The organism is Enterococcus sp. AZ196 (assembly GCF_050498845.1).
GTDB classification, from domain to species: Bacteria; Bacillota; Bacilli; order Lactobacillales; family Enterococcaceae; genus Enterococcus_A; species Enterococcus_A murrayae.
Genome location: NZ_JBIPAM010000002.1, coordinates 1,179,537 through 1,196,662, shown reverse-complemented (window position 1 = coordinate 1,196,662; position 17,126 = coordinate 1,179,537). Strand labels below are relative to the sequence as shown.

General features: G+C 41.9%; 19 protein-coding genes. 10 read left to right on the top strand and 9 right to left on the bottom strand.

Translation table 11 applies throughout. The annotated features are described in order from the left end of the window. Positions 1–38 precede the first annotated feature (38 nt). The gene (locus tag IGI67_RS23385; protein ID WP_429959524.1) at positions 39–2,210 is read right to left on the bottom strand and encodes an alpha-galactosidase; all 2,172 of its coding nucleotides are present in this window, start codon (positions 2,208–2,210) and stop codon (positions 39–41) included. 321 nt (positions 2,211–2,531) lie between these two features. Between IGI67_RS23385 and IGI67_RS23380 the strand changes: the two genes are divergently transcribed. Both IGI67_RS23380 and IGI67_RS23375 read left to right on the top strand, forming a co-directional pair. Continuing rightward, positions 2,532–3,719 (top strand): IS110 family transposase, encoded by a 1,188-nt coding sequence (locus IGI67_RS23380; protein ID WP_429956489.1) that lies wholly within the window; start codon positions 2,532–2,534, stop codon positions 3,717–3,719. A 203-nt stretch (positions 3,720–3,922) separates the two neighbouring features. Beyond that, a complete protein-coding gene (locus tag IGI67_RS23375) occupies positions 3,923–4,738 on the top strand; it encodes an AraC family transcriptional regulator (RefSeq protein WP_429959523.1) in 816 nt (271 codons plus the stop codon). A gap of 151 nt (positions 4,739–4,889) precedes the next feature. Here IGI67_RS23375 and IGI67_RS23370 read toward each other — a convergent pair whose 3' ends face one another. Then, positions 4,890–5,357, bottom strand: a complete 468-nt coding sequence (locus tag IGI67_RS23370; protein ID WP_207108196.1) for an Rrf2 family transcriptional regulator — start codon at positions 5,355–5,357, stop codon at positions 4,890–4,892. A gap of 106 nt (positions 5,358–5,463) precedes the next feature. Between IGI67_RS23370 and IGI67_RS23365 the strand changes: the two genes are divergently transcribed. Further along, positions 5,464–6,309 carry an SDR family oxidoreductase gene (locus IGI67_RS23365; protein ID WP_429959522.1) on the top strand — a complete coding sequence of 282 codons (846 nt, stop codon included), beginning with the start codon at positions 5,464–5,466 and terminating at the stop codon, positions 6,307–6,309. Positions 6,310–6,330: 21 nt separating this feature from the next. Then, positions 6,331–7,191 (top strand): SDR family oxidoreductase, encoded by an 861-nt coding sequence (locus IGI67_RS23360; RefSeq protein ID WP_429959521.1) that lies wholly within the window; start codon positions 6,331–6,333, stop codon positions 7,189–7,191. A gap of 131 nt (positions 7,192–7,322) precedes the next feature. On the opposite strand, the gene IGI67_RS23355 is transcribed toward IGI67_RS23360, so the two are convergent. Continuing rightward, on the bottom strand, positions 7,323–7,919 hold the full coding sequence (locus tag IGI67_RS23355; RefSeq protein ID WP_429959520.1) for a uracil-DNA glycosylase family protein: 597 nt from the start codon (positions 7,917–7,919) through the stop codon (positions 7,323–7,325). A gap of 142 nt (positions 7,920–8,061) precedes the next feature. On the opposite strand from IGI67_RS23355, the gene IGI67_RS23350 reads away from it, so the two are divergent. From IGI67_RS23350 to IGI67_RS23325, 6 genes are all read left to right on the top strand, one after another. Next, on the top strand, positions 8,062–8,856 hold the full coding sequence (locus IGI67_RS23350; RefSeq protein WP_429959519.1) for a MerR family transcriptional regulator: 795 nt from the start codon (positions 8,062–8,064) through the stop codon (positions 8,854–8,856). 66 nt (positions 8,857–8,922) lie between these two features. Next, the gene (locus tag IGI67_RS23345) at positions 8,923–9,696 is read left to right on the top strand and encodes a CPBP family intramembrane glutamic endopeptidase (RefSeq protein ID WP_207108201.1); all 774 of its coding nucleotides are present in this window, start codon (positions 8,923–8,925) and stop codon (positions 9,694–9,696) included. Between the two features lie 135 nt (positions 9,697–9,831). After that, positions 9,832–10,893, top strand: a complete 1,062-nt coding sequence (locus IGI67_RS23340) for an ABC transporter permease (RefSeq protein WP_429959518.1) — start codon at positions 9,832–9,834, stop codon at positions 10,891–10,893. Between the two features lie 11 nt (positions 10,894–10,904). Beyond that, positions 10,905–11,591 carry an ABC transporter ATP-binding protein gene (locus tag IGI67_RS23335; RefSeq protein WP_429959517.1) on the top strand — a complete coding sequence of 229 codons (687 nt, stop codon included), beginning with the start codon at positions 10,905–10,907 and terminating at the stop codon, positions 11,589–11,591. 46 nt (positions 11,592–11,637) lie between these two features. After that, positions 11,638–12,174 carry a TetR/AcrR family transcriptional regulator gene (locus IGI67_RS23330; protein ID WP_429959516.1) on the top strand — a complete coding sequence of 179 codons (537 nt, stop codon included), beginning with the start codon at positions 11,638–11,640 and terminating at the stop codon, positions 12,172–12,174. Positions 12,175–12,306: 132 nt separating this feature from the next. Beyond that, positions 12,307–12,495 (top strand): hypothetical protein, encoded by a 189-nt coding sequence (locus tag IGI67_RS23325; RefSeq protein WP_429959515.1) that lies wholly within the window; start codon positions 12,307–12,309, stop codon positions 12,493–12,495. Positions 12,496–12,575: 80 nt separating this feature from the next. Here IGI67_RS23325 and IGI67_RS23320 read toward each other — a convergent pair whose 3' ends face one another. The 6 genes from IGI67_RS23320 to IGI67_RS23295 all read right to left on the bottom strand — a co-directional run bounded on the left by IGI67_RS23320 (position 12,576) and on the right by IGI67_RS23295 (position 16,979). Next, positions 12,576–13,226, bottom strand: a complete 651-nt coding sequence (locus tag IGI67_RS23320) for a hypothetical protein (RefSeq protein ID WP_242550284.1) — start codon at positions 13,224–13,226, stop codon at positions 12,576–12,578. Positions 13,227–13,455: 229 nt separating this feature from the next. Next, complete coding sequence (dapD, locus tag IGI67_RS23315; RefSeq protein WP_207108207.1) at positions 13,456–14,157, bottom strand: 2,3,4,5-tetrahydropyridine-2,6-dicarboxylate N-acetyltransferase; 702 nt, start codon at positions 14,155–14,157, stop codon at positions 13,456–13,458. 37 nt (positions 14,158–14,194) lie between these two features. Beyond that, positions 14,195–14,950, bottom strand: coding sequence for a 4-hydroxy-tetrahydrodipicolinate reductase (dapB, locus tag IGI67_RS23310; protein WP_429959514.1), 756 nt, complete (start codon positions 14,948–14,950; stop codon positions 14,195–14,197). Continuing rightward, positions 14,951–15,841, bottom strand: a complete 891-nt coding sequence (gene dapA / locus IGI67_RS23305) for a 4-hydroxy-tetrahydrodipicolinate synthase (protein ID WP_429959513.1) — start codon at positions 15,839–15,841, stop codon at positions 14,951–14,953. A 138-nt stretch (positions 15,842–15,979) separates the two neighbouring features. Continuing rightward, on the bottom strand, positions 15,980–16,312 hold the full coding sequence (locus tag IGI67_RS23300; RefSeq protein ID WP_429959512.1) for a DUF2568 domain-containing protein: 333 nt from the start codon (positions 16,310–16,312) through the stop codon (positions 15,980–15,982). A 31-nt stretch (positions 16,313–16,343) separates the two neighbouring features. After that, complete coding sequence (locus IGI67_RS23295; RefSeq protein WP_429959511.1) at positions 16,344–16,979, bottom strand: hypothetical protein; 636 nt, start codon at positions 16,977–16,979, stop codon at positions 16,344–16,346. Between the last annotated feature and the right edge of the window lie 147 nt (positions 16,980–17,126).

Below are 17,126 nucleotides of genomic sequence, written 5' to 3'. Positions count from 1 at the left end.
CCCGCAGCGAGCATAAGTTGCGGGGAAAGCTTTTTAGTTTATACTTTTTTCCAATGGAACAGCAAAGTCGAAAAATCTTCTTTGATTCGCGGAATCGCGATACCGGCAACGTTTAATTCAGCACCGGAAACAATCTCACCAGTTTCTGTATTTTTGTAAGCTGCTTGATCATCCAGATAGCGAGTTTTTAGGTAGTTCACAGGAACCGCCGGACGAGCTAGTCCGTTAAAATAGAAGATCATCGCCTCAATGTCATTCTTGATCAGCCACGCAGAGGCAAAGTATTCATCGGCCGAACGCAGCCGATAAAATTTTCCAAACTGGAGCAATCTGCGGTGAGCCTTGTAAAAATTGATTTGCTCTATAATTTCTGTTCTTTCGGTATTCGCTAAACTCGTCAAGTCTAATTCATAACCAAAGTTACCGCTCATAGCGATCAGGCTTCGGGTATGCAAAGATGTTTTACGACCGACCTGATGATTCGGTACCGGTGAAACATGCGCCCCCATCATAATCGGCGGATATAAAAGGCTGTACCCATATTGGATTTTACTGCGGCAAAGCGCATCCGTGTTATCACTGGTCCAGGTCTGAGCCATATAATACATCATCCCCGGATCAAAACGACCGCCGCCGCTTGAACAATTTTCAAATAGACAGGCGGGAAAACGCTTGGTGATCGTATCAAGCACCTGATAAAGCCCCAATACATATCGATGAGAAATTTCCTTCTGCTGCTCTGCTGGGTAAGCCAAACTGCCGACTTCTGTCAGATGGCGATTCATATCCCACTTGATATAGTCGATTTTACCTGTAGACAGGTACTTGCTTAGAATCGCGATTAAATATTCTTGAACAGCAACTTGACTCAAGTCCAACACAAACTGTCTGCGCCCCTCTGTCAGCGGATAATCAGGTACTTGCAGCGCCCACTCAGGATGCGCTTCAAACAGACGGCTATTTTCAGAAATCATCTCCGGCTCGAACCATAAGCCGAACATCAATCCTTTTCGTTGGATTTTTTCCGCTAAACCAACGATGCCCTGCGGCAATTTTTCCTGATTCTCAAACCAATCTCCTAAGGAAGTCGTATCATCGTTTCGCTGGCCAAACCAGCCATCATCCAAAACAAAAAGCTCGATTCCAGTCTCTTTAGCCAAATCTGCTTGTTTTAACAGATCGGCTTCATGAAAATCAAAATAATTTGCCTCCCACGTGTTCAACAGGATCGGTCGTTCTTGCTTTTGCCACAGAGCAGGAGCCAAGTGATTCTGATAAAGGTGATGGAAGGTTTGAGACATGCCGTTAAACCCACTAGTCGAATAGTTAATAATAACTTCAGGTGTTTGAAAGTCTTCACTCGGCCCTAGGCACCACTCAAAGGTCTCCGGCTGAATTCCTATTTGCACGCGGCTCGATCCGTATTGCTCCACCTCTACCTGGGCCGCAAAGTTCCCGCTATAAGCCAGATGAAACGCGTAGACTTCCCCTTGAAATTCATCTGTCTTAGCATCAACCAGGGCTAAAAACGGCTGGTGCTGCGGACTACTTGTTCCGCGGGCACTTTCGATCTTTTGAACGCCCGCATGTAACGGCTGCCGGCTGATGTTCGCTTCATTTGTATGAGATCCGTTCAATGTAACCATGTCAAAATCGCTACGAGGGAAGTCGATCATCATCGATCCGGCATTTTCAAGAAAAACTGTGTCCTCACTGTGATTAACGAAGCGAACACTGCGGGTAATAGCTGGATACTCTTCAAAAAGGGTGTAGCTAAGAATCATCTCGAGCTTCTGGATTTCATCAATCAGGACAATTTCCAGCGTTTCAGCAAGCGTAGCACGTAAACTGGGTAATCCCTTTAAAGAAGGCTTTCCTGTAAAAATCGAATGAGTGTGATAAACAAAATTGGTGACCGTCGTTCCATTTGATCGACGAATCTGGTAATTGCTGATGCGGTGATCCCCAGTGCCTTGTGTACTGGTTTCCATCGGTAAAGAATTTAATGAGAACCTGCGATCAGCTTTATCGGGGTTTGTGGCGAATCCGCGATCGATTCGCAGCAATGCATTGCTGCCGGAATAAAAGGGCAGTGTCCGACCAAAATAACGATGAGTAATATATTTTTCTTTTTCAATCCCAATGACATAGCTGATCGCTGAATTGGATAGATGAAATATTTCTTTTTCTGAATCAAATAAAATCGGCATGAAATCTACTCCTTGTATATTAGAGTTAGGGTTTTAACCTTCCGGTTTTGATTGGATAACCCTATGAACCATCGTTATTTAAATTTGGTATTAACTCATTCATTTTGAGATAATATATTTATTGGATTGAGAGGCTATGCCGTTTACTCCTTGAGTTTTTGAAGCTCGTAATCGAAAGACTGGCACCTCTCTCTGATAAGTGGATCACGTATGAGTTAGATGTTGAAAGTTTTTGCTTTACTCCGTATCTCGTACAAGGTAGTGACGCTTTTCAGTTGAGTGGATTTCAATCCAAAATATTTTTTTAGAAAGGTCAAATGCATGTACTTCTTAGGAATTGATATCGGCAAGCGAACCCACGTAGCTTCTTTAATGAGTAAAGAAGGTAAGGTAATATTAAAAGGTTTTTCTTTCCCTAACACTACTGAAGGAGCTGACTCACTGATTGAGCGGATTTCAAAATATTCAGAGACTCCCGCTGACTTTGTTGTCGGAATGGAGGCTACAGGGCATTATTGGCTCTCTATCTTTTCATACCTCCACGAATCAGACTTTTTGATTCACGTTGTGAATCCTCTTCAAACCGATGGCTGGCGCAAAGGAACAGAAATCAGAAAACGAAAAAATGATATTATTGATTCTGTTTTGATTGCAGACTTAATGCGTTATGGTTCCTTTGTAGAAACAGTATTGTCTGATGAAAATGTTTTTTCGTTAAAACAACTTTCACGTTACCGAACCTATTTAGTAGGTACCGTAAGCGACTTCAAACGAAAAATCATAACTATACTAGATCAAGTGTTTCCTGAATATACATCAATTTTTACCAAACAAAGTATTTTCGGAAAAGCGTCTAAAGAGTTATTGCTTGAGTTTAGTTCTCCTGTAGAGCTAGAAGAAATTTCGGCAGAAACGTTGGCTCAATATTTAGCTGAGTTAAGCAGAAACCGAATAAAGCCAGAGAAAGCAGATCAATTGAAGCAAGCAGCTTCTAACTCCTTTGGAGTAAAATTTGCTCAAGAAGCTTTTACATTTCAATTACGCTCCATGATTGAACAATTGAAATTCATCGAAAGCCAAGTAAAGGAGACTGAAAAAGAAATTAAGCGCATAATGAGCGATTTAGACTCCGTTATTCTCACAATCCCTGGAATCGGTCCCATAAATGGCGCGACTATTCTTGGTGAAATTGGAGACATTCACAAATTTTCTAATCCGAAAAAACTGGTTGCTTATGCTGGCATAGACGCTTCTGTGTCCCAATCGGGGCAATATGAAGCAACACATAATGTTATGAGCAAGCGTGGATCTCCTTACTTACGAAAAGCCCTGTTTTCAGCTGCTCTGGTTGCTTCTCAATGTGATCCTGTTTTTCGCGCGTTTTATCAGAAAAAAATTTCTGAAGGTAAGCATCATCTGACGGCCTTAGGTGCTGTTTCTCGTAAGCTTTGTTATGTAATCCATGCTATTTTGACTAAAAATGAACCTTATAAGATTGTTTCCGATTAGCTATTGAACAATCAAAAAAAATCTAATAGTGGAAGGTCTATTTGTTGCACTCATTTTTAGACTTAATTGTTATAAAATATTTTTTTTATTTAGCTATTTTTCACTTGACTCTATATAGTTAGTCTTTCTACTATATACTGTAAGCATAAGGAATCCGACTTGCGGGAACAAGAATAAATAATTTAGATTAGGCGGGTAGAAAATTGCAGAATTATTTTTCTCAGTCATACTATTATATGGATAACTACAATCTGCCTTTCTTGAAGGGAATAGGCATAGGACACGGTGATGCACACTACTTTTGGGAGAATAAGGACCGAAAAGATCATCAAGTCGTACTGCAATACACTTTGGCTGGTGTCGGCTACTTTGAATCAGGAGATCAGCGCAGCATTCAGAGAAGAGGCAGTTTTTTTCTCGCTGAAATTCCTAGCGATTGCCGTTATTATGGGAAGGAGGATTGGCAGTTTTTATATTTAGAATTTTCCAAGGAAGTGCTTCAATTATTCTATCCAATCAATCAGACCCATCATTCCAGTTCGCCGGAGTTTCAAGAACTGCTAATAAAATTGTGTGCTGAGCTAAAAGCCTGTTCGGAGGTGCCTTTTTTTGAGAATACTCAATTGGCATACTCCTTGATCTTGGCGTTAAAAAAGGAATTGCTGACGAAGCGGGTAGAAAAATACCCCTTAGCGAAGGAAATAAAAAAATATTTGGAGCAGCACTATCAAAGTGACGTGGGGCTGATGGACGTCGAAGAACAGTTTGGGGTATCCAGATACAAAGCCATCCGCCTGTTCGAGAAAGCCTACAGTATTTCACCCATGGCCTATCTAAAAAAATATCGCATCAAACGAGCTTTGCCCTTTCTAACCGATGGGCAGCGAACGGTTCATCAGATTGCTCAGCTTGTTGGTATGGCAAATGGTAATTATTTTGCTAAGGTCTTTAAAGCAGAGATGGGCATTTCACCTAGTGATTATCAAAAAAGTAAGCAACGCTTTAACGAAGAATCATAGGACTGATCGAAGAGGTTAAACGCTTTTGATCAGCTACATAAATAAAAAGCCAAACGATCAAATACTTTCGTAATTTAAAGTAAAATGATCGTTTGGCTTTCGTTTTGTAAAGTATTTTTCAAAAAGACTTTTCGCTTGTCCCTTTTTTGGGCTACAGATATTCTTGAAGAATCTCTTTATTTTCCGGTCTTTTTTCCATTTCCAGCTGGGCAATTTTATGCACGAGAGCAGCAAGTGTGATGCTCCTCATCTCATCCTCTACTTTTTTCTGAAGTTCCTCGTATTTTTCATTCAACACATCCTGGATATTTGCGCCGACAATGCAATTAGGATTGGTTTTCGGATCGACTTGGATCAGGTTTGTGTTTCCCTCAATGCTTTTATAGATCTCTAATAAAGTGATTTCTGCCGGAGCTTTTGCGAGGGTAGGGGTCGGCTTGCCAATTTGTGTATGGATCAGCTCCGCTTTTTTTAGCTGACTCATGATTTTGCGAACATTTGCTGGATTGGTCTCCACACTTCCGGCGATCATTTCGCTGGATAGGGCATCCGTTCCCTGAAAGATTTCGATGTAAGCAAGAATGTGGATCGCGTCACTGAATTGTACCGAATACTTCATACTATCTGCTCCTTTCAACATTTCTTTCTTGACATATCTTATCATACTACTTATGATTAAAGGTGTAAATTATAAATGTACAGCTAAAAAATAAGGAGTGGATCATATGAAGTATTTAGTCACAGGAGCAACCGGTGGATTTGGCGATTATGCGTTAAATTATTTAAAAGAAGAGGTGCCAGTCTCTGATATTTTTGCTTTGGTTCGAAGTGAAGAAAAGGGAGCTGCTTTAAAAGAAGCTGGTGTGAACATACGTATTGGCGATTATGCAGATAAGGCTTCGATGAAAAAAGCTTTGGAAGGAATCGATCGCTTGTTATTCGTTTCCGGAGCACCTGGCAACCGGCAGGAAGAACATGCGAATGTAGTCGAAGCCGCAAAGGAAGCCGGCGTTTCTTATATCGCCTATACGAGCTTTGCTGGCGCGGATAAAGCAACCAGTCCTTTGGCTGCGGATCACATTTTTACCGAAGGATTGATTGAAAAGACTGGCATCATGCATACCTTTTTGCGTAATAACTGGTATTTGGAAAATGAAATGCCGATAGTTGATGCCGCGTTAAAGGGCGGAAAATTTGTTTACGCGGCAGGTGATGGAAAAACTGGTTGGGCGATGAAACGGGAATATGCAGAAGTTGCCGCAAAGGCACTAGCAGGAACCGATTATCCCGCTATTTTAGAGCTTTCCGGCACACCAATCAGCTATGCTGCTTTAGCGGACAGCTTGAAAAAAGTCACGGAAAAGGATTTTGAAGTCATCGGCTCAGATGATCAAGGCTTTATTGAGAACCTTGTCGCAAATGGAATGCCTCAATCCGTAGCAGAAATATTCCTGTCTTTTCAATATGATATTAAGAATAATCAGCTGGATGTTGTTTCCGATGACTTTGAAAAAGCATTAGGCCGGCCATTGATCCGCTTGGAAGCAGGATTCAAGGAGCTGTTGGATTAATCAATAGAAGAGGTGAATGAGATGAAATATGCGGTGACTGGTGCCACTGGGAATCTGGGAAGTCGTGTAGTGAAAAGACTAACTGCTTTAGTGGAGAAAAAAGACCTTGTGGCAATCGTACACTCGATGAGCAAGGCAAAAGCTTTACAGGAACAAGCGATTGCAGTGAGACAAGGAGATTATTCGGATAGCGCAAGTATGACTGAAGCGCTCCAAGGAATCGATTTATTGATCTACATTCCTAGTAAAACGTATGATGTTGTTCAACGAGTGCAGGAATTGGAAAATACATTGACCGCGATGAGCCATGCAAAGGTTAAAAAGATTATCTTCGTCAGCTTTTTTGCGGATCAAGAAAAGAATCCTTTTACTATGTCGCCTTATTATGGCTATGCGCCAAGACGCTTGGCAGGTTCTGATTTCGCCTATACGATCGTCAAAAACGCATTATATGCGGATCCACTGGTGCCTTATTTGCCTGAGCTGATTGAACGTAAAAACATTATCTATCCAATCGGAGCAGAGAAGCTATCCTTTATTTCTTTAGACGATAGCGCAGAGGCGCTTGCCCGATTAGCGATTCAACCGGAGCTGAGAGATAGGGGACAGACTTATCTGTTAAGTCAGAAGAACAACTATTCAATGCCCGAGCTGGCTGCTGTCATGAGTGCCGTTACCGATAAAACATTCGGCTATCAGCCGGTAAGTCTCACGACATTTGCAGAGATTTACAAAGGGGACGGCGATGGCAACGAGTTAGCCTCGATGTATCATGGCGGAGCGTTGGGCATGCTAAGCGGGGTAACCAATGATTTTGAAACGATCACTGGCCATGCACCGACAGATATGAGGACCTTTTTGCAGGAGAATTATTCAAATTAACCAAACGGGTAAAAAACATTCAAATCGTAAAGTCTTTTTGAAAAAAACTTTACAAAACGAAAGCCAAACAAACGTCTCACTTTCAAAAATGAAAGGGGCGGCTTGTTTGGCTTTTTTCGTTTTATCTCAAACTATTGGGAAATAATCTCAAACATGACTACAAGATCTTCACACGCCATTTGGACCTTAGACTTTTCAATCAATATATTTTTGCCGGTCATGATGTATGAGGGCATGATTCGAATATCCTGATAATAAAGTGCTGTGCTCCGCAGCTTGTAGGTAGAGATTGCGGGAACGGCATTTTTCTTAGTCGCTTTTTTAGTAATTTTATTAAAGCATTTTTTTGCTACGTCTCCCATCAGCATGATGACCTGAACATTCGGGAAAAGCGACAGCTCCTTTTCTAGGTAAGGTAGGCTCCTGTCGATACTCGCATTAGCGACTGTCGTTTCTGTTTTAGGGGTCTTAATGGCATTCGTTAGGTAAATACCCTTAGACAAAATATCCTGAATCGTTGTTACTTCAATCCCAGCCTTTTGAAAGAGCGGAATCGTGGTTTCCATGTAGGCAGCATCTTCAGGACCGTAAAAATCATTTTCCGGATATGCGGGAACAACCTCGTTGATCATAATCGCCTTTATCGCTGCCGGATCTATATCGATATCGTTCAAATGAATCTGTTCATCCGCGCCAAAAACGGCTTCAAGCTCTTGTTTTATATTCATTTTTTCACCCTCCTATGACTTTAGTGTACAATAGAAAACTTGACGATGCATGTCCAGTTTCTATCACTTCTTTTGAAATTGCTAAGCAAACAATACTAAGGATACGGTATAATAATCGTTTAGCAGGAAAGGAGCGGGAAAGATGGAAGAAAAATATCTGACCAATGATTTATTGTCAATTACTGGTATGACACGGGATACGCTGCGCCACTATGAGCAAAAAGGGCTCATCCACCCAGAAAAGGATACCTATAATAACTATCGCCAATTTCGTTTTGCTGATATTTATCGTCTCTTGACGATCGATTTTTATCGTAAACGGGGATTTTCGATCAACGAGGTCAAAAATTTGCAGGAGAATTTTAATGAACTGGATTTCCCGCAATTGATGCAGCAGAAAAAACTGGAGATGGAGGAGAAGCTTCAGTACTACTCCAGTACCTTAGATCGAATCAACAAGCTGGCGAAGTTTCAGCAGGAGCTGGCAGAAACACTAGATTGTTTCACTCTTGAACGCATGCCGTTATATGAGGTGTTAGGCTCATTCAGTGAATTTGATGCCTTCGAAGAATACCATCAAATTTTGGCTCATTGTTCAAATGAAGATATTCTTTCTTCGATTGTTCGAAGCTTTGCGTTTGATGAGACTGGACTCAATCACTCCCGAATGCTGATTGTCAAAGAAGTTAGTGATAATTGCTTACAGGAGGGCAAAGAGTATTTAAATGCTTCGCGCTGCATCCGGCTGATCGTGACTGAGACCCTAGGCGAAGAAAACAGTGAAGAGATGGCGCATCAATTATTTGAAAAAATTTTAAACTACTCCTTAGAAAAGAACTTGGAACCTCTTGGAGAAGCCTTTGTTTTTACCAAGATGGTCACTTACCAAGATCGAAATGAACAAGCTGTACTAGAAATTTTTGTTCCTGTAAAATAGCCGCTTGACCCGGGGGCAGCCCCCGCCTCTATACTTAAAGCCAGATAAGAAATAGGGGGAATAACAATGACAAAAGCAGCGAAAAGATTTATTTTATATACGTATTTGATTTTTTGGGGAATGATCCTGGCGATTGGCGGTCTCATGGTTGCAACAGGAAGTACACAGCCAGCCAATAGTTTACAGATTCTTTCTTCGTGGGCACCCACACTGGCAGTGGTGATTTTCTGGAAAAAATTGCGCCCTAACACTGATTTAAAAAAATTTATCACAACGAAATTTTCGACACCGCTAAATTTGAAGACAGTAGCGTTAACTATAAGCATCCATCTGCTGTTTTTAGCGGGCTCTTTACTTATTGTGTCCACTATTTTGAAGCAGCCAATTCAAGACCTGCTGATTTTATCTCCAGGCTTTTTACTATCGTCGATGCTCAATCATAGTATTCGAGGCCCTTTGGGAGAAGAGCTGGGCTGGCGGGGATTTCTCATGGAGGAGCTGTTAAAAAATTTTCAGCCATTAACGATGTCGATCCTTTTAGGTTTGATTTGGGCTGGCTGGCATCTTCCTTTGTGGTTCATGTCTGGCTATAGCGGAACCGACCTGCTGCAATACGTTTTATTCTTTACGCTTTGGTGCGTTGCTCAATCGATCATCATCACACTGCTTTATCAGCGGAACAGCAATTTATTGATTCCGATACTCTTTCATTTTTTAAGCAATTACTTGTTAGGCTTACAGAAGGTAGAATTATTGCTGCTTTTAAAAATCAATGCCAGCTTGTGTTTGCTCGCAGCGATTATCTGCGGTGTGGTTCTTTATCGAAAAAGAAATCTTTAAATTGACTTATGCGACCTGCGATTACCTGCAGGTTGCATTTTTTGTTTTGCGGCTTCATTGCTAAGCAAAATATTTTCCTAAAAAATTGAATCGTGTTACGGTAATTTTATCAAGTGATAAGTGGAGGTAATAACTATGTTTTTAGCGATTAATGAAATCAAACATTCCAAGCTGCGTTATACGCTAGTAATGGGTGTCATGTTTTTGATTGCTTACCTAGTGTTCTTTTTGACGGGGTTGGCCTATGGGCTGGCGCAGGACAATCGGACTGCGGTAGACAAATGGAATGCGGATAACATCCTTTTAACTGAGGAGGCAAACAATAATTTAAATATGTCAATGATTCCTCTGAAGACCTTTGACGAGGTGAAGGCAGATAAAAAAGCATATCTCGCACAAACGGCTGGCGTCATAAAAGGCGACAGCGGAGAAAAAATTGATGTCAGCTTTTTCGGCATCGACAAGGATCAATTTTTAGCACCTAAGCTGACAAGCGGAAAAATGTTTGCCTCTGATGAAGAAGCAGTGGCAGACATTTCATTGAAGGATCAATACCAGCTAAAGCTAGGCGAGACAGTCAAAATAGCGGGAAATGATAAAACCTTGAAAATCGTTGGTTTTACGGATAACGCCAAGTTTAACGTCGCACCTGTTCTTTACACGACGATCGGTGCGTATCAGGAAATTCGTTTTGAAACACAGGGGACGAGTGAAAATACACGAATCAATGCGATCATCACTCGCGGGGATGTTCAGTCGGTGCCTGATGACTTGGATCAAATCAGCATCAAAAACTTTATCAATGATCTGCCTGGATACAGCGCGCAGGTCCTGACCTTTGGATTCATGATCGGTTTCTTGATCGTGATAGCCGCGATCGTCATCGGAATATTTATTTACGTATTAACGATGCAAAAAGCTGAAATCTTTGGCGTCATGAAGGCTCAAGGAATTTCCAGCCGCTACATTTCAAATTCCGTGATCGCCCAAACCTTTTTACTCGCGACGGTTGGTGTCGTCATCGGTTTAGGCGCGACTTTGGGAACAGCCTTGGTGCTGCCGGATGCGGTGCCGTTTCAGGTCAATATGCTGTTCTTTGGCGGGATTAGCATCTTGATGATTCTAGTTGCCTTGATCGGTGCGTTCTTCTCCGTTCGAACCATCGTGAAGATTGACCCATTGAAGGCTATCGGATAGGAGGAAAAAACATGAGTGCCATTGAATTTAAGCAAGTAGAGAAAAATTTCAAAGACGGCGATTCAACGATCGAAGCCTTAAAGGAAACGAACTTCTCCGTAGAAAAAGGGGAGTTTGTTGCGATCATCGGACCATCGGGTTCAGGTAAAAGTACCTTTTTGACAATTGCGGGAGGACTACAATCACCTTCTTCAGGCGAGGTTTTGATTAATGATGAGGACTTTAGTGAGAAGAAGGAAAAGGAGCGGGCAAAATTACGCTTCAAAGAAATCGGTTTTATTTTGCAGGCATCTAATCTAGTTCCATTTTTAACCGTCAAAAAGCAATTAAAACTAGTCGACAAAGTCAGCAAAAATGACAATTCAGAGGTCGCGGAAAAATTATTCCAGCAGCTAGGCATCGCCAGCCTAGAAAATAAATACCCTGAAGAGCTTTCTGGCGGAGAACGTCAGCGGGTGGCTATCGCACGGGCCTTATACCATGATCCAACGATTATTCTGGCAGATGAACCAACGGCCAGTCTAGACTCTGAAAAGGCATATGAGGTCGTCAAAATTCTAGCCAAAGAGACAAAAGAAAAGAATAAAGCCACGATCATGGTGACTCATGACACCCGGCTAGTAAAATTTTGTGACCGAATTTTAGAAATGAAAGATGGAAAACTAAAAGAAAAATCCGTTTCTAAGGACGAAAGTTAAGCAGATAGCGTATAATGGTTGTACCAAAGAAAAATGAGGCGATTCGATGTATGAAGAGATTTTAGATGTTGCCGAAGAACTTTTTATGAAGCAGGGATATAATGACACATCTACTCGGCAAATCGCAAAGATCCTTGGGATTACTCAACCAAATATCTACTATCATTTTAAGAACAAAGAAACTATTTATTATCAAGTAATGCAGCGCTTAGCAAACGAGGTCGGTGAGAATCTGCGGGGCTGGGCCGCAAAAGAGACGAGCTTTGAGGAGAAAATCATGGAGATGGCCCTGTATCTCCAGAAAAGACATCCATTCAGCCTGTTTATGATGATGCATGACATCCAGCATACACTGAAGCCAGAAACGGCGAAAAAATTATTTACGCTTTGGAAGGATTCCTATAAGAAGCCTTTTCTTGAAGCCTTCGAAGCGGAAGCCAAAATCAGAGCTTCGGTGGATGCTGATTTTGCGGTGGGACAATTATTTGTCTTGATTTCTTCGTATCTGGACTCACCAAAGGAAACAGCCAAAGAAGATTTGGAAAAGGCTGTGCAGCTTTTTTTCTACGGGGTGCTGAAATAATGTGAGAAGAACTTGTCTAGTGTTAAGGACAAGTTCTTTTTTTGTAAATCAATTAAATTTTTGGAAATTGCTTTTCTTGTCGCTCCTATACAATAAGGATAAGCAGAAATTAACGAGAAGGAGGGAAGAGTTGTGGAATATAATCTGGCTGTTGTGGACAATGAGGCTCCCTATGTAATGGTTTACAGCAAGGAGGGCAGCGAACGGCATTTTGATTTGGGCTCGAATGAAGACAAGCGGCGTGTCGCTTTGATCAAAGAAGGCTTCCATTTGGTTGCTGTTTCAAATGGGATTGAGTACTGGGAAAAATTGAAGAAGTAGGAAAGAGGCCGCATATTCGTTCGGCTTTCGTTTTAAAACAGAAAAATCCCTGCCTTCGAAATTGAGGGCAGGGATTTGTTTTAGGCTAAGACTGCTGCAATCATGTCTGGCAGCTCTTTTTTCATAACGCGTTTTGTAGCTAGAGCGTCAGTATAGGTAATTGTTTGATCCGCTGAAACCGTAGCTAATAATTGACGGTCTTTTTTAGGCGGATTGTAGAATACCTCGATTGCTTTTTCTGTATCTGACCATTCAGCAGAATAATTTGATTTCGTTTTCAAGGATTGATTCAAGGCTTCCGCTTGTTCGGCAGTCACACCAGCGCCGGCTGGTTCTTTGACCACATCAGCTAAAATATCCTGTGCCAGTTCAGCTGCTTTATCCGTATCTTCCTTGACCACAGCGGTTTCTGATTTGAAGCTTTCTGACCACAGGTTGTAGATGCTGTTGGTCAATTGATTCAGTGTGTTTGTGTGTGGTTTTTGAATATGCGCATCAACTAATTCTTTGAATGAGTGATCCTGCTCTGTGCTTTGAATATGACGTGTTTTTCCCTCAGGCGTTTTTTCCTCTAGATGGAGCTGGTGAGGATTCGCCTTGTCAAAATAGATTTTCACATCACTATGGATATGATTAGCCAGTGTTTCCTCCACTTGAGCAAAGGTCTTGCTGATTTGTTTGTTACGAATTTTGATTGATTTTTTAATGCTTTTCAAATTCACGAGTATCATTCAGTCGCTTTCTTTTAGGAATTGTTCTAATCGATAGTATTATAGCATACTTCGCAAAAAGTGCAGTAGAAATAAGGTAAAAGATGTTATTTGATTTAAAAAAAGCAAATTTTCTACTAAAATGATGAAAAATGTCCGCTTAACAGCTTTTTTCCTTACAATAAGCAAAGCAGTTTTCCTTGTGGAAAGCGCCAAAAAAATCCCTATCAGTCTGATAGGGATTCTGGGTTTAACGCAAATCATCCAAAAATGCTGTCTTCTCCGGATCGATCTCGTCTTTCATTTTTATCACTCTGGCAGGGGTTCCTGCGACAACGGCGCCGGCAGGTACGTCCTTAGTAACAACTGCGCCTGCTGCGACGACCGCATCTTTTCCAATATGAACGCCTTCTAAAACGACCGCGTTGGCTCCGACTAAAACATTGTCCTCCACAACGACTGGTGACGCGCTAGGCGGCTCAAGAACACCTGCTAACACTGCACCTGCACCGATATGCGCATGCTTTCCGACCGTCGCCCGTGCACCTAAGATGGCGCCCATGTCGATCATCGTACTTTCGCCGATGGAAGCACCGATATTAATGATCGCGCCCATCATGATGACCGCTTTGTCGCCAATTTCTACACGGTCGCGAATCAATGCGCCTGGCTCTATCCGGGCATTGACCGTTGAAATATCCAGCATCGGAATCGCTGAATTTCTGCGATCATTTTCAACATGCACTTCGCTGATCGCTGCCTGCTGCTCCTTTAATACTTCTTGGACAGCCTGACTGTCACCAATTAAGATCCAGGTTTTCTCTTGTCCGAAAAATTGAACTTTTTCCTTGGTGACTCCTGACAGATCGCCTTGAACATAGGCCTTGACCGGTGTCATTTTTTCAGCGTTTTTAATATATTTTGCTATTTCATAAGGATCGGTTAACGTCATCAAATTCCCCCAAGTATTCTTTTTACTTCTTTAAAACTCAGCTCTCGTCAATCAGCTTTTCCATATCGTATAAGCCAGCCGTTTTATCGCTGACATACTTAGCGGCTTTTACCGCACCGCTAGCAAAAATATTACGCGATAAAGCTAAATGATTCAACTCAATCACCTCGTCAGGTCCGGCATAGATTACCGTATGCTCGCCAGGGATCGTTCCGCCGCGAACGGCATGGATGCCAAGTTCGGATAAGGGATTTTCTAGATCATTGCCATGACGCCCATAAATATAGGTTTTCTTTTCCTCAACCGCGTCGTTGACTGCATCGGCCAATAAAAGAGCCGTACCGCTAGGGGAATCCTTTTTCTGATTGTGGTGCTTTTCAACGATTTCAATATTGAACTCTTCTTCTAAGACGGGAGTGATCTCGCGAATGGCTTTTGCCAATAAATTGATTCCTAAAGACATGTTGGCAGAGAAGAAAACAGCGGTTTGCTCAGCGGTTTTCGCCAATTGTTCCTTCACTTCATCCGTCAGACCCGTAGTAGCTACGACCACCGGGATTTTTTTTGCTGCCGCATAATCCAGCACTGCCGGTACAGCAGAATAGTGAGAAAAATCAATGATGACATCAGCCTTCACCTGGCAGTCCGCAATCGTCTGATAAGTAGGGAAGTCCGCTTCGAAGTCTTCACGATCAATACCAGCCACGACCTGCATCTCAGGCTGCTGAGCGATCATTGTTTGCAGGACTTGTCCCATTCGGCCATTGGCGCCGCTCAAAATAATATCGATCATTTATTTAACGACCTCCAGCCCATATGCTGTCATTTCTTTTCTCAGACCTTCAACCGTTTCTGCTTTAGCTGCTGAAAGAGGCAGACGGAAGTTTGGTTCGATTTTTCCTAATAATCCAACACCGGTTTTTACAGGGATAGGATTGACTTCACAGAAAATCGCATGGATCAATGGCAGCTGTGCCAATTGAAGCTCTTTCGCCAATGGGAAATTGCCATCCAATAGGGCTTTAGTCAGCTCATGAGTTTGACGAGGGGCAATATTGGCGATCGTCGAAATCGATCCTTTTCCTCCAAGAGCCATGATCGGCAAGACTTGATCATCATTGCCAGAGTAGATGGCAAAATCATCCGGCATGATACGCGCGATCTCCGCAATCTGGGAGATGTTTCCGCTGGCTTCTTTGATAGCTACCACATTCGGGATTTCAGCCAAGCGTTTCACCATTTCCGGTGCGATGTTCATATTGGTACGAGAGGCTACAGAATATAAAATAATCGGTAATTTCACACTTTGAGCGATTTTTTGATAATGTAAAAACAAGCCTTCATTAGAAGCTTTATTATAATATGGAGTCACGATCAATAGGGCATCGGCACCAACTTTTTCCGCACCTGTCGATAATTCGATCGCGTGTTGCGTGTCATTCACACCGGTTCCTGCGATAACTGGGATTCGTCCGTTTGCTTTGTTGACGACGGCTTCAATCACAGCGATGTGTTCATCATTCGCTAGGGTAGACGCTTCACCAGTCGTTCCGCAAGCGATGATTGCATCTGTACCCTCGCTGATTTGCCATTCGACTAGTTCCTCTAGTTTCTTGTAATCAACGGCACCATCAGCTTTCATAGGGGTAACCAAAGCAACACCAGATCCTTCAAATATTTTCAAGAGAAACAACTCCTTTTTCTTTTTTTCAAAGCCTTTATAAAAAGGTCCTTAATAGTAGAATTATATCCCAATTATTAACGAATGCCAACGAAAATCTCATGAAAATTTTAAACAGCAAAGGACAAAAAAACAGAGACACTAATGTCCCTGCAGGTTTAATTGATACATCAGCCATAAATCCAGACTGGCAATCAGAAAATAGATGGTTCCTACTTTATTTCCAAATAGTAAAAAGAACCCGATCGAGCCGATCGAATATACACCCAGCTCTAAAAATAATTTATTTCGTCCAGTCAGAACAGTGGGGGACTTGGGTGCCCCATACCTTGCCCAAACTAGTGTAATCGACAGGGCTAAGACCACAAAAAGAACTTTTAGATACACTTGCTTTTTTATGAATAATCCGCTGAAAAGACCACCGACAGTTCCTACTTCAAGTAAAAAACGCAGAGCCAAAACAATACTAGCCACAAATGCACCTCCAAATATATTTGAACTTTGATTAAAGAATAAACGCGACAGCGACAAAAAGATACGTCCAGCGTAGATCTTTTTCACATAAAAGATAGAGGACTCCGGCAACTAGCGAGAAAAAGAGGGTGTAGACCCCGCCGCTGAAGCCCTGTAATAGAAAATGAATCAGTCCCCAAGTGATGGCCAGCAGCAGGCCGCCGCTAGGAAAGTGGGGAGACAACTGAAACTGCGCTTCGCAGAATTTTTGACCAAAAGCGATCACTAACACGATCAAGCTGCATTCAGCTAAGTAATACATCGTCCGAAAAACAAGGGCACTCGCGCTTCGATTCAATTCGCCATTAAACTCAACGACGGGCTTGAAGCCGCCAAAACCGATTGTAGTAACAAGGATCACAGCCGCTACAAGAACAAGAATCGCCACTAGCTTCTTCTTATCTGGTGAGTGAGACGTACTGAAAACATCGAAATCGAAACGTTTCTTTGCATAATAGATCAGAAAAAGCGAAACACCTGACCATAAAATGGCCGTCAACGCAGCGTTCACTGCCACGCTTAAACCATTTGTTACCATTCCCAGAATCAATTCCAAACTAAACCCCGCAAATGCATAAAGTGCCAACCACAAAAAATCGATCGGCAAGATCTTTTTTTCCTTTTCCAAAAATAAATCCTCCAAGTCCTTTTTCTATTCAGTCTATCAATTACTAAGGAAGAAATCATTAACAATCTGGCTTCAATTTATTTAGCTATCAATTTTAAGGGAATTTATAAGATTGAGCTTTCTGGCTTTCGAAAAGATTGAAACAGG

Excerpts from the sequence above, each read along its gene's own strand:
- IGI67_RS23355 (WP_429959520.1), bottom strand. The coding sequence starts at position 7,919 with ATGAATATAAAACAAGAGCTTGAAGCCGTTTTTGGCGCGGATGAACAG.
- IGI67_RS23360 (WP_429959521.1), top strand. The coding sequence starts at position 6,331 with ATGAAATATGCGGTGACTGGTGCCACTGGGAATCTGGGAAGTCGTGTA.
- IGI67_RS23385 (WP_429959524.1), bottom strand. The coding sequence starts at position 2,210 with ATGCCGATTTTATTTGATTCAGAAAAAGAAATATTTCATCTATCCAAT.
- IGI67_RS23345 (WP_207108201.1), top strand. The coding sequence starts at position 8,923 with ATGACAAAAGCAGCGAAAAGATTTATTTTATATACGTATTTGATTTTT.
- IGI67_RS23330 (WP_429959516.1), top strand. The coding sequence starts at position 11,638 with ATGTATGAAGAGATTTTAGATGTTGCCGAAGAACTTTTTATGAAGCAG.
- IGI67_RS23335 (WP_429959517.1), top strand. The coding sequence starts at position 10,905 with ATGAGTGCCATTGAATTTAAGCAAGTAGAGAAAAATTTCAAAGACGGC.
- IGI67_RS23320 (WP_242550284.1), bottom strand. The coding sequence starts at position 13,226 with ATGATACTCGTGAATTTGAAAAGCATTAAAAAATCAATCAAAATTCGT.
- IGI67_RS23340 (WP_429959518.1), top strand. The coding sequence starts at position 9,832 with ATGTTTTTAGCGATTAATGAAATCAAACATTCCAAGCTGCGTTATACG.
- dapB (WP_429959514.1), bottom strand. The coding sequence starts at position 14,950 with ATGATCGATATTATTTTGAGCGGCGCCAATGGCCGAATGGGACAAGTC.
- IGI67_RS23370 (WP_207108196.1), bottom strand. The coding sequence starts at position 5,357 with ATGAAGTATTCGGTACAATTCAGTGACGCGATCCACATTCTTGCTTAC.
- IGI67_RS23380 (WP_429956489.1), top strand. The coding sequence starts at position 2,532 with ATGTACTTCTTAGGAATTGATATCGGCAAGCGAACCCACGTAGCTTCT.
- IGI67_RS23365 (WP_429959522.1), top strand. The coding sequence starts at position 5,464 with ATGAAGTATTTAGTCACAGGAGCAACCGGTGGATTTGGCGATTATGCG.
- IGI67_RS23350 (WP_429959519.1), top strand. The coding sequence starts at position 8,062 with ATGGAAGAAAAATATCTGACCAATGATTTATTGTCAATTACTGGTATG.
- dapD (WP_207108207.1), bottom strand. The coding sequence starts at position 14,157 with ATGACGTTAACCGATCCTTATGAAATAGCAAAATATATTAAAAACGCT.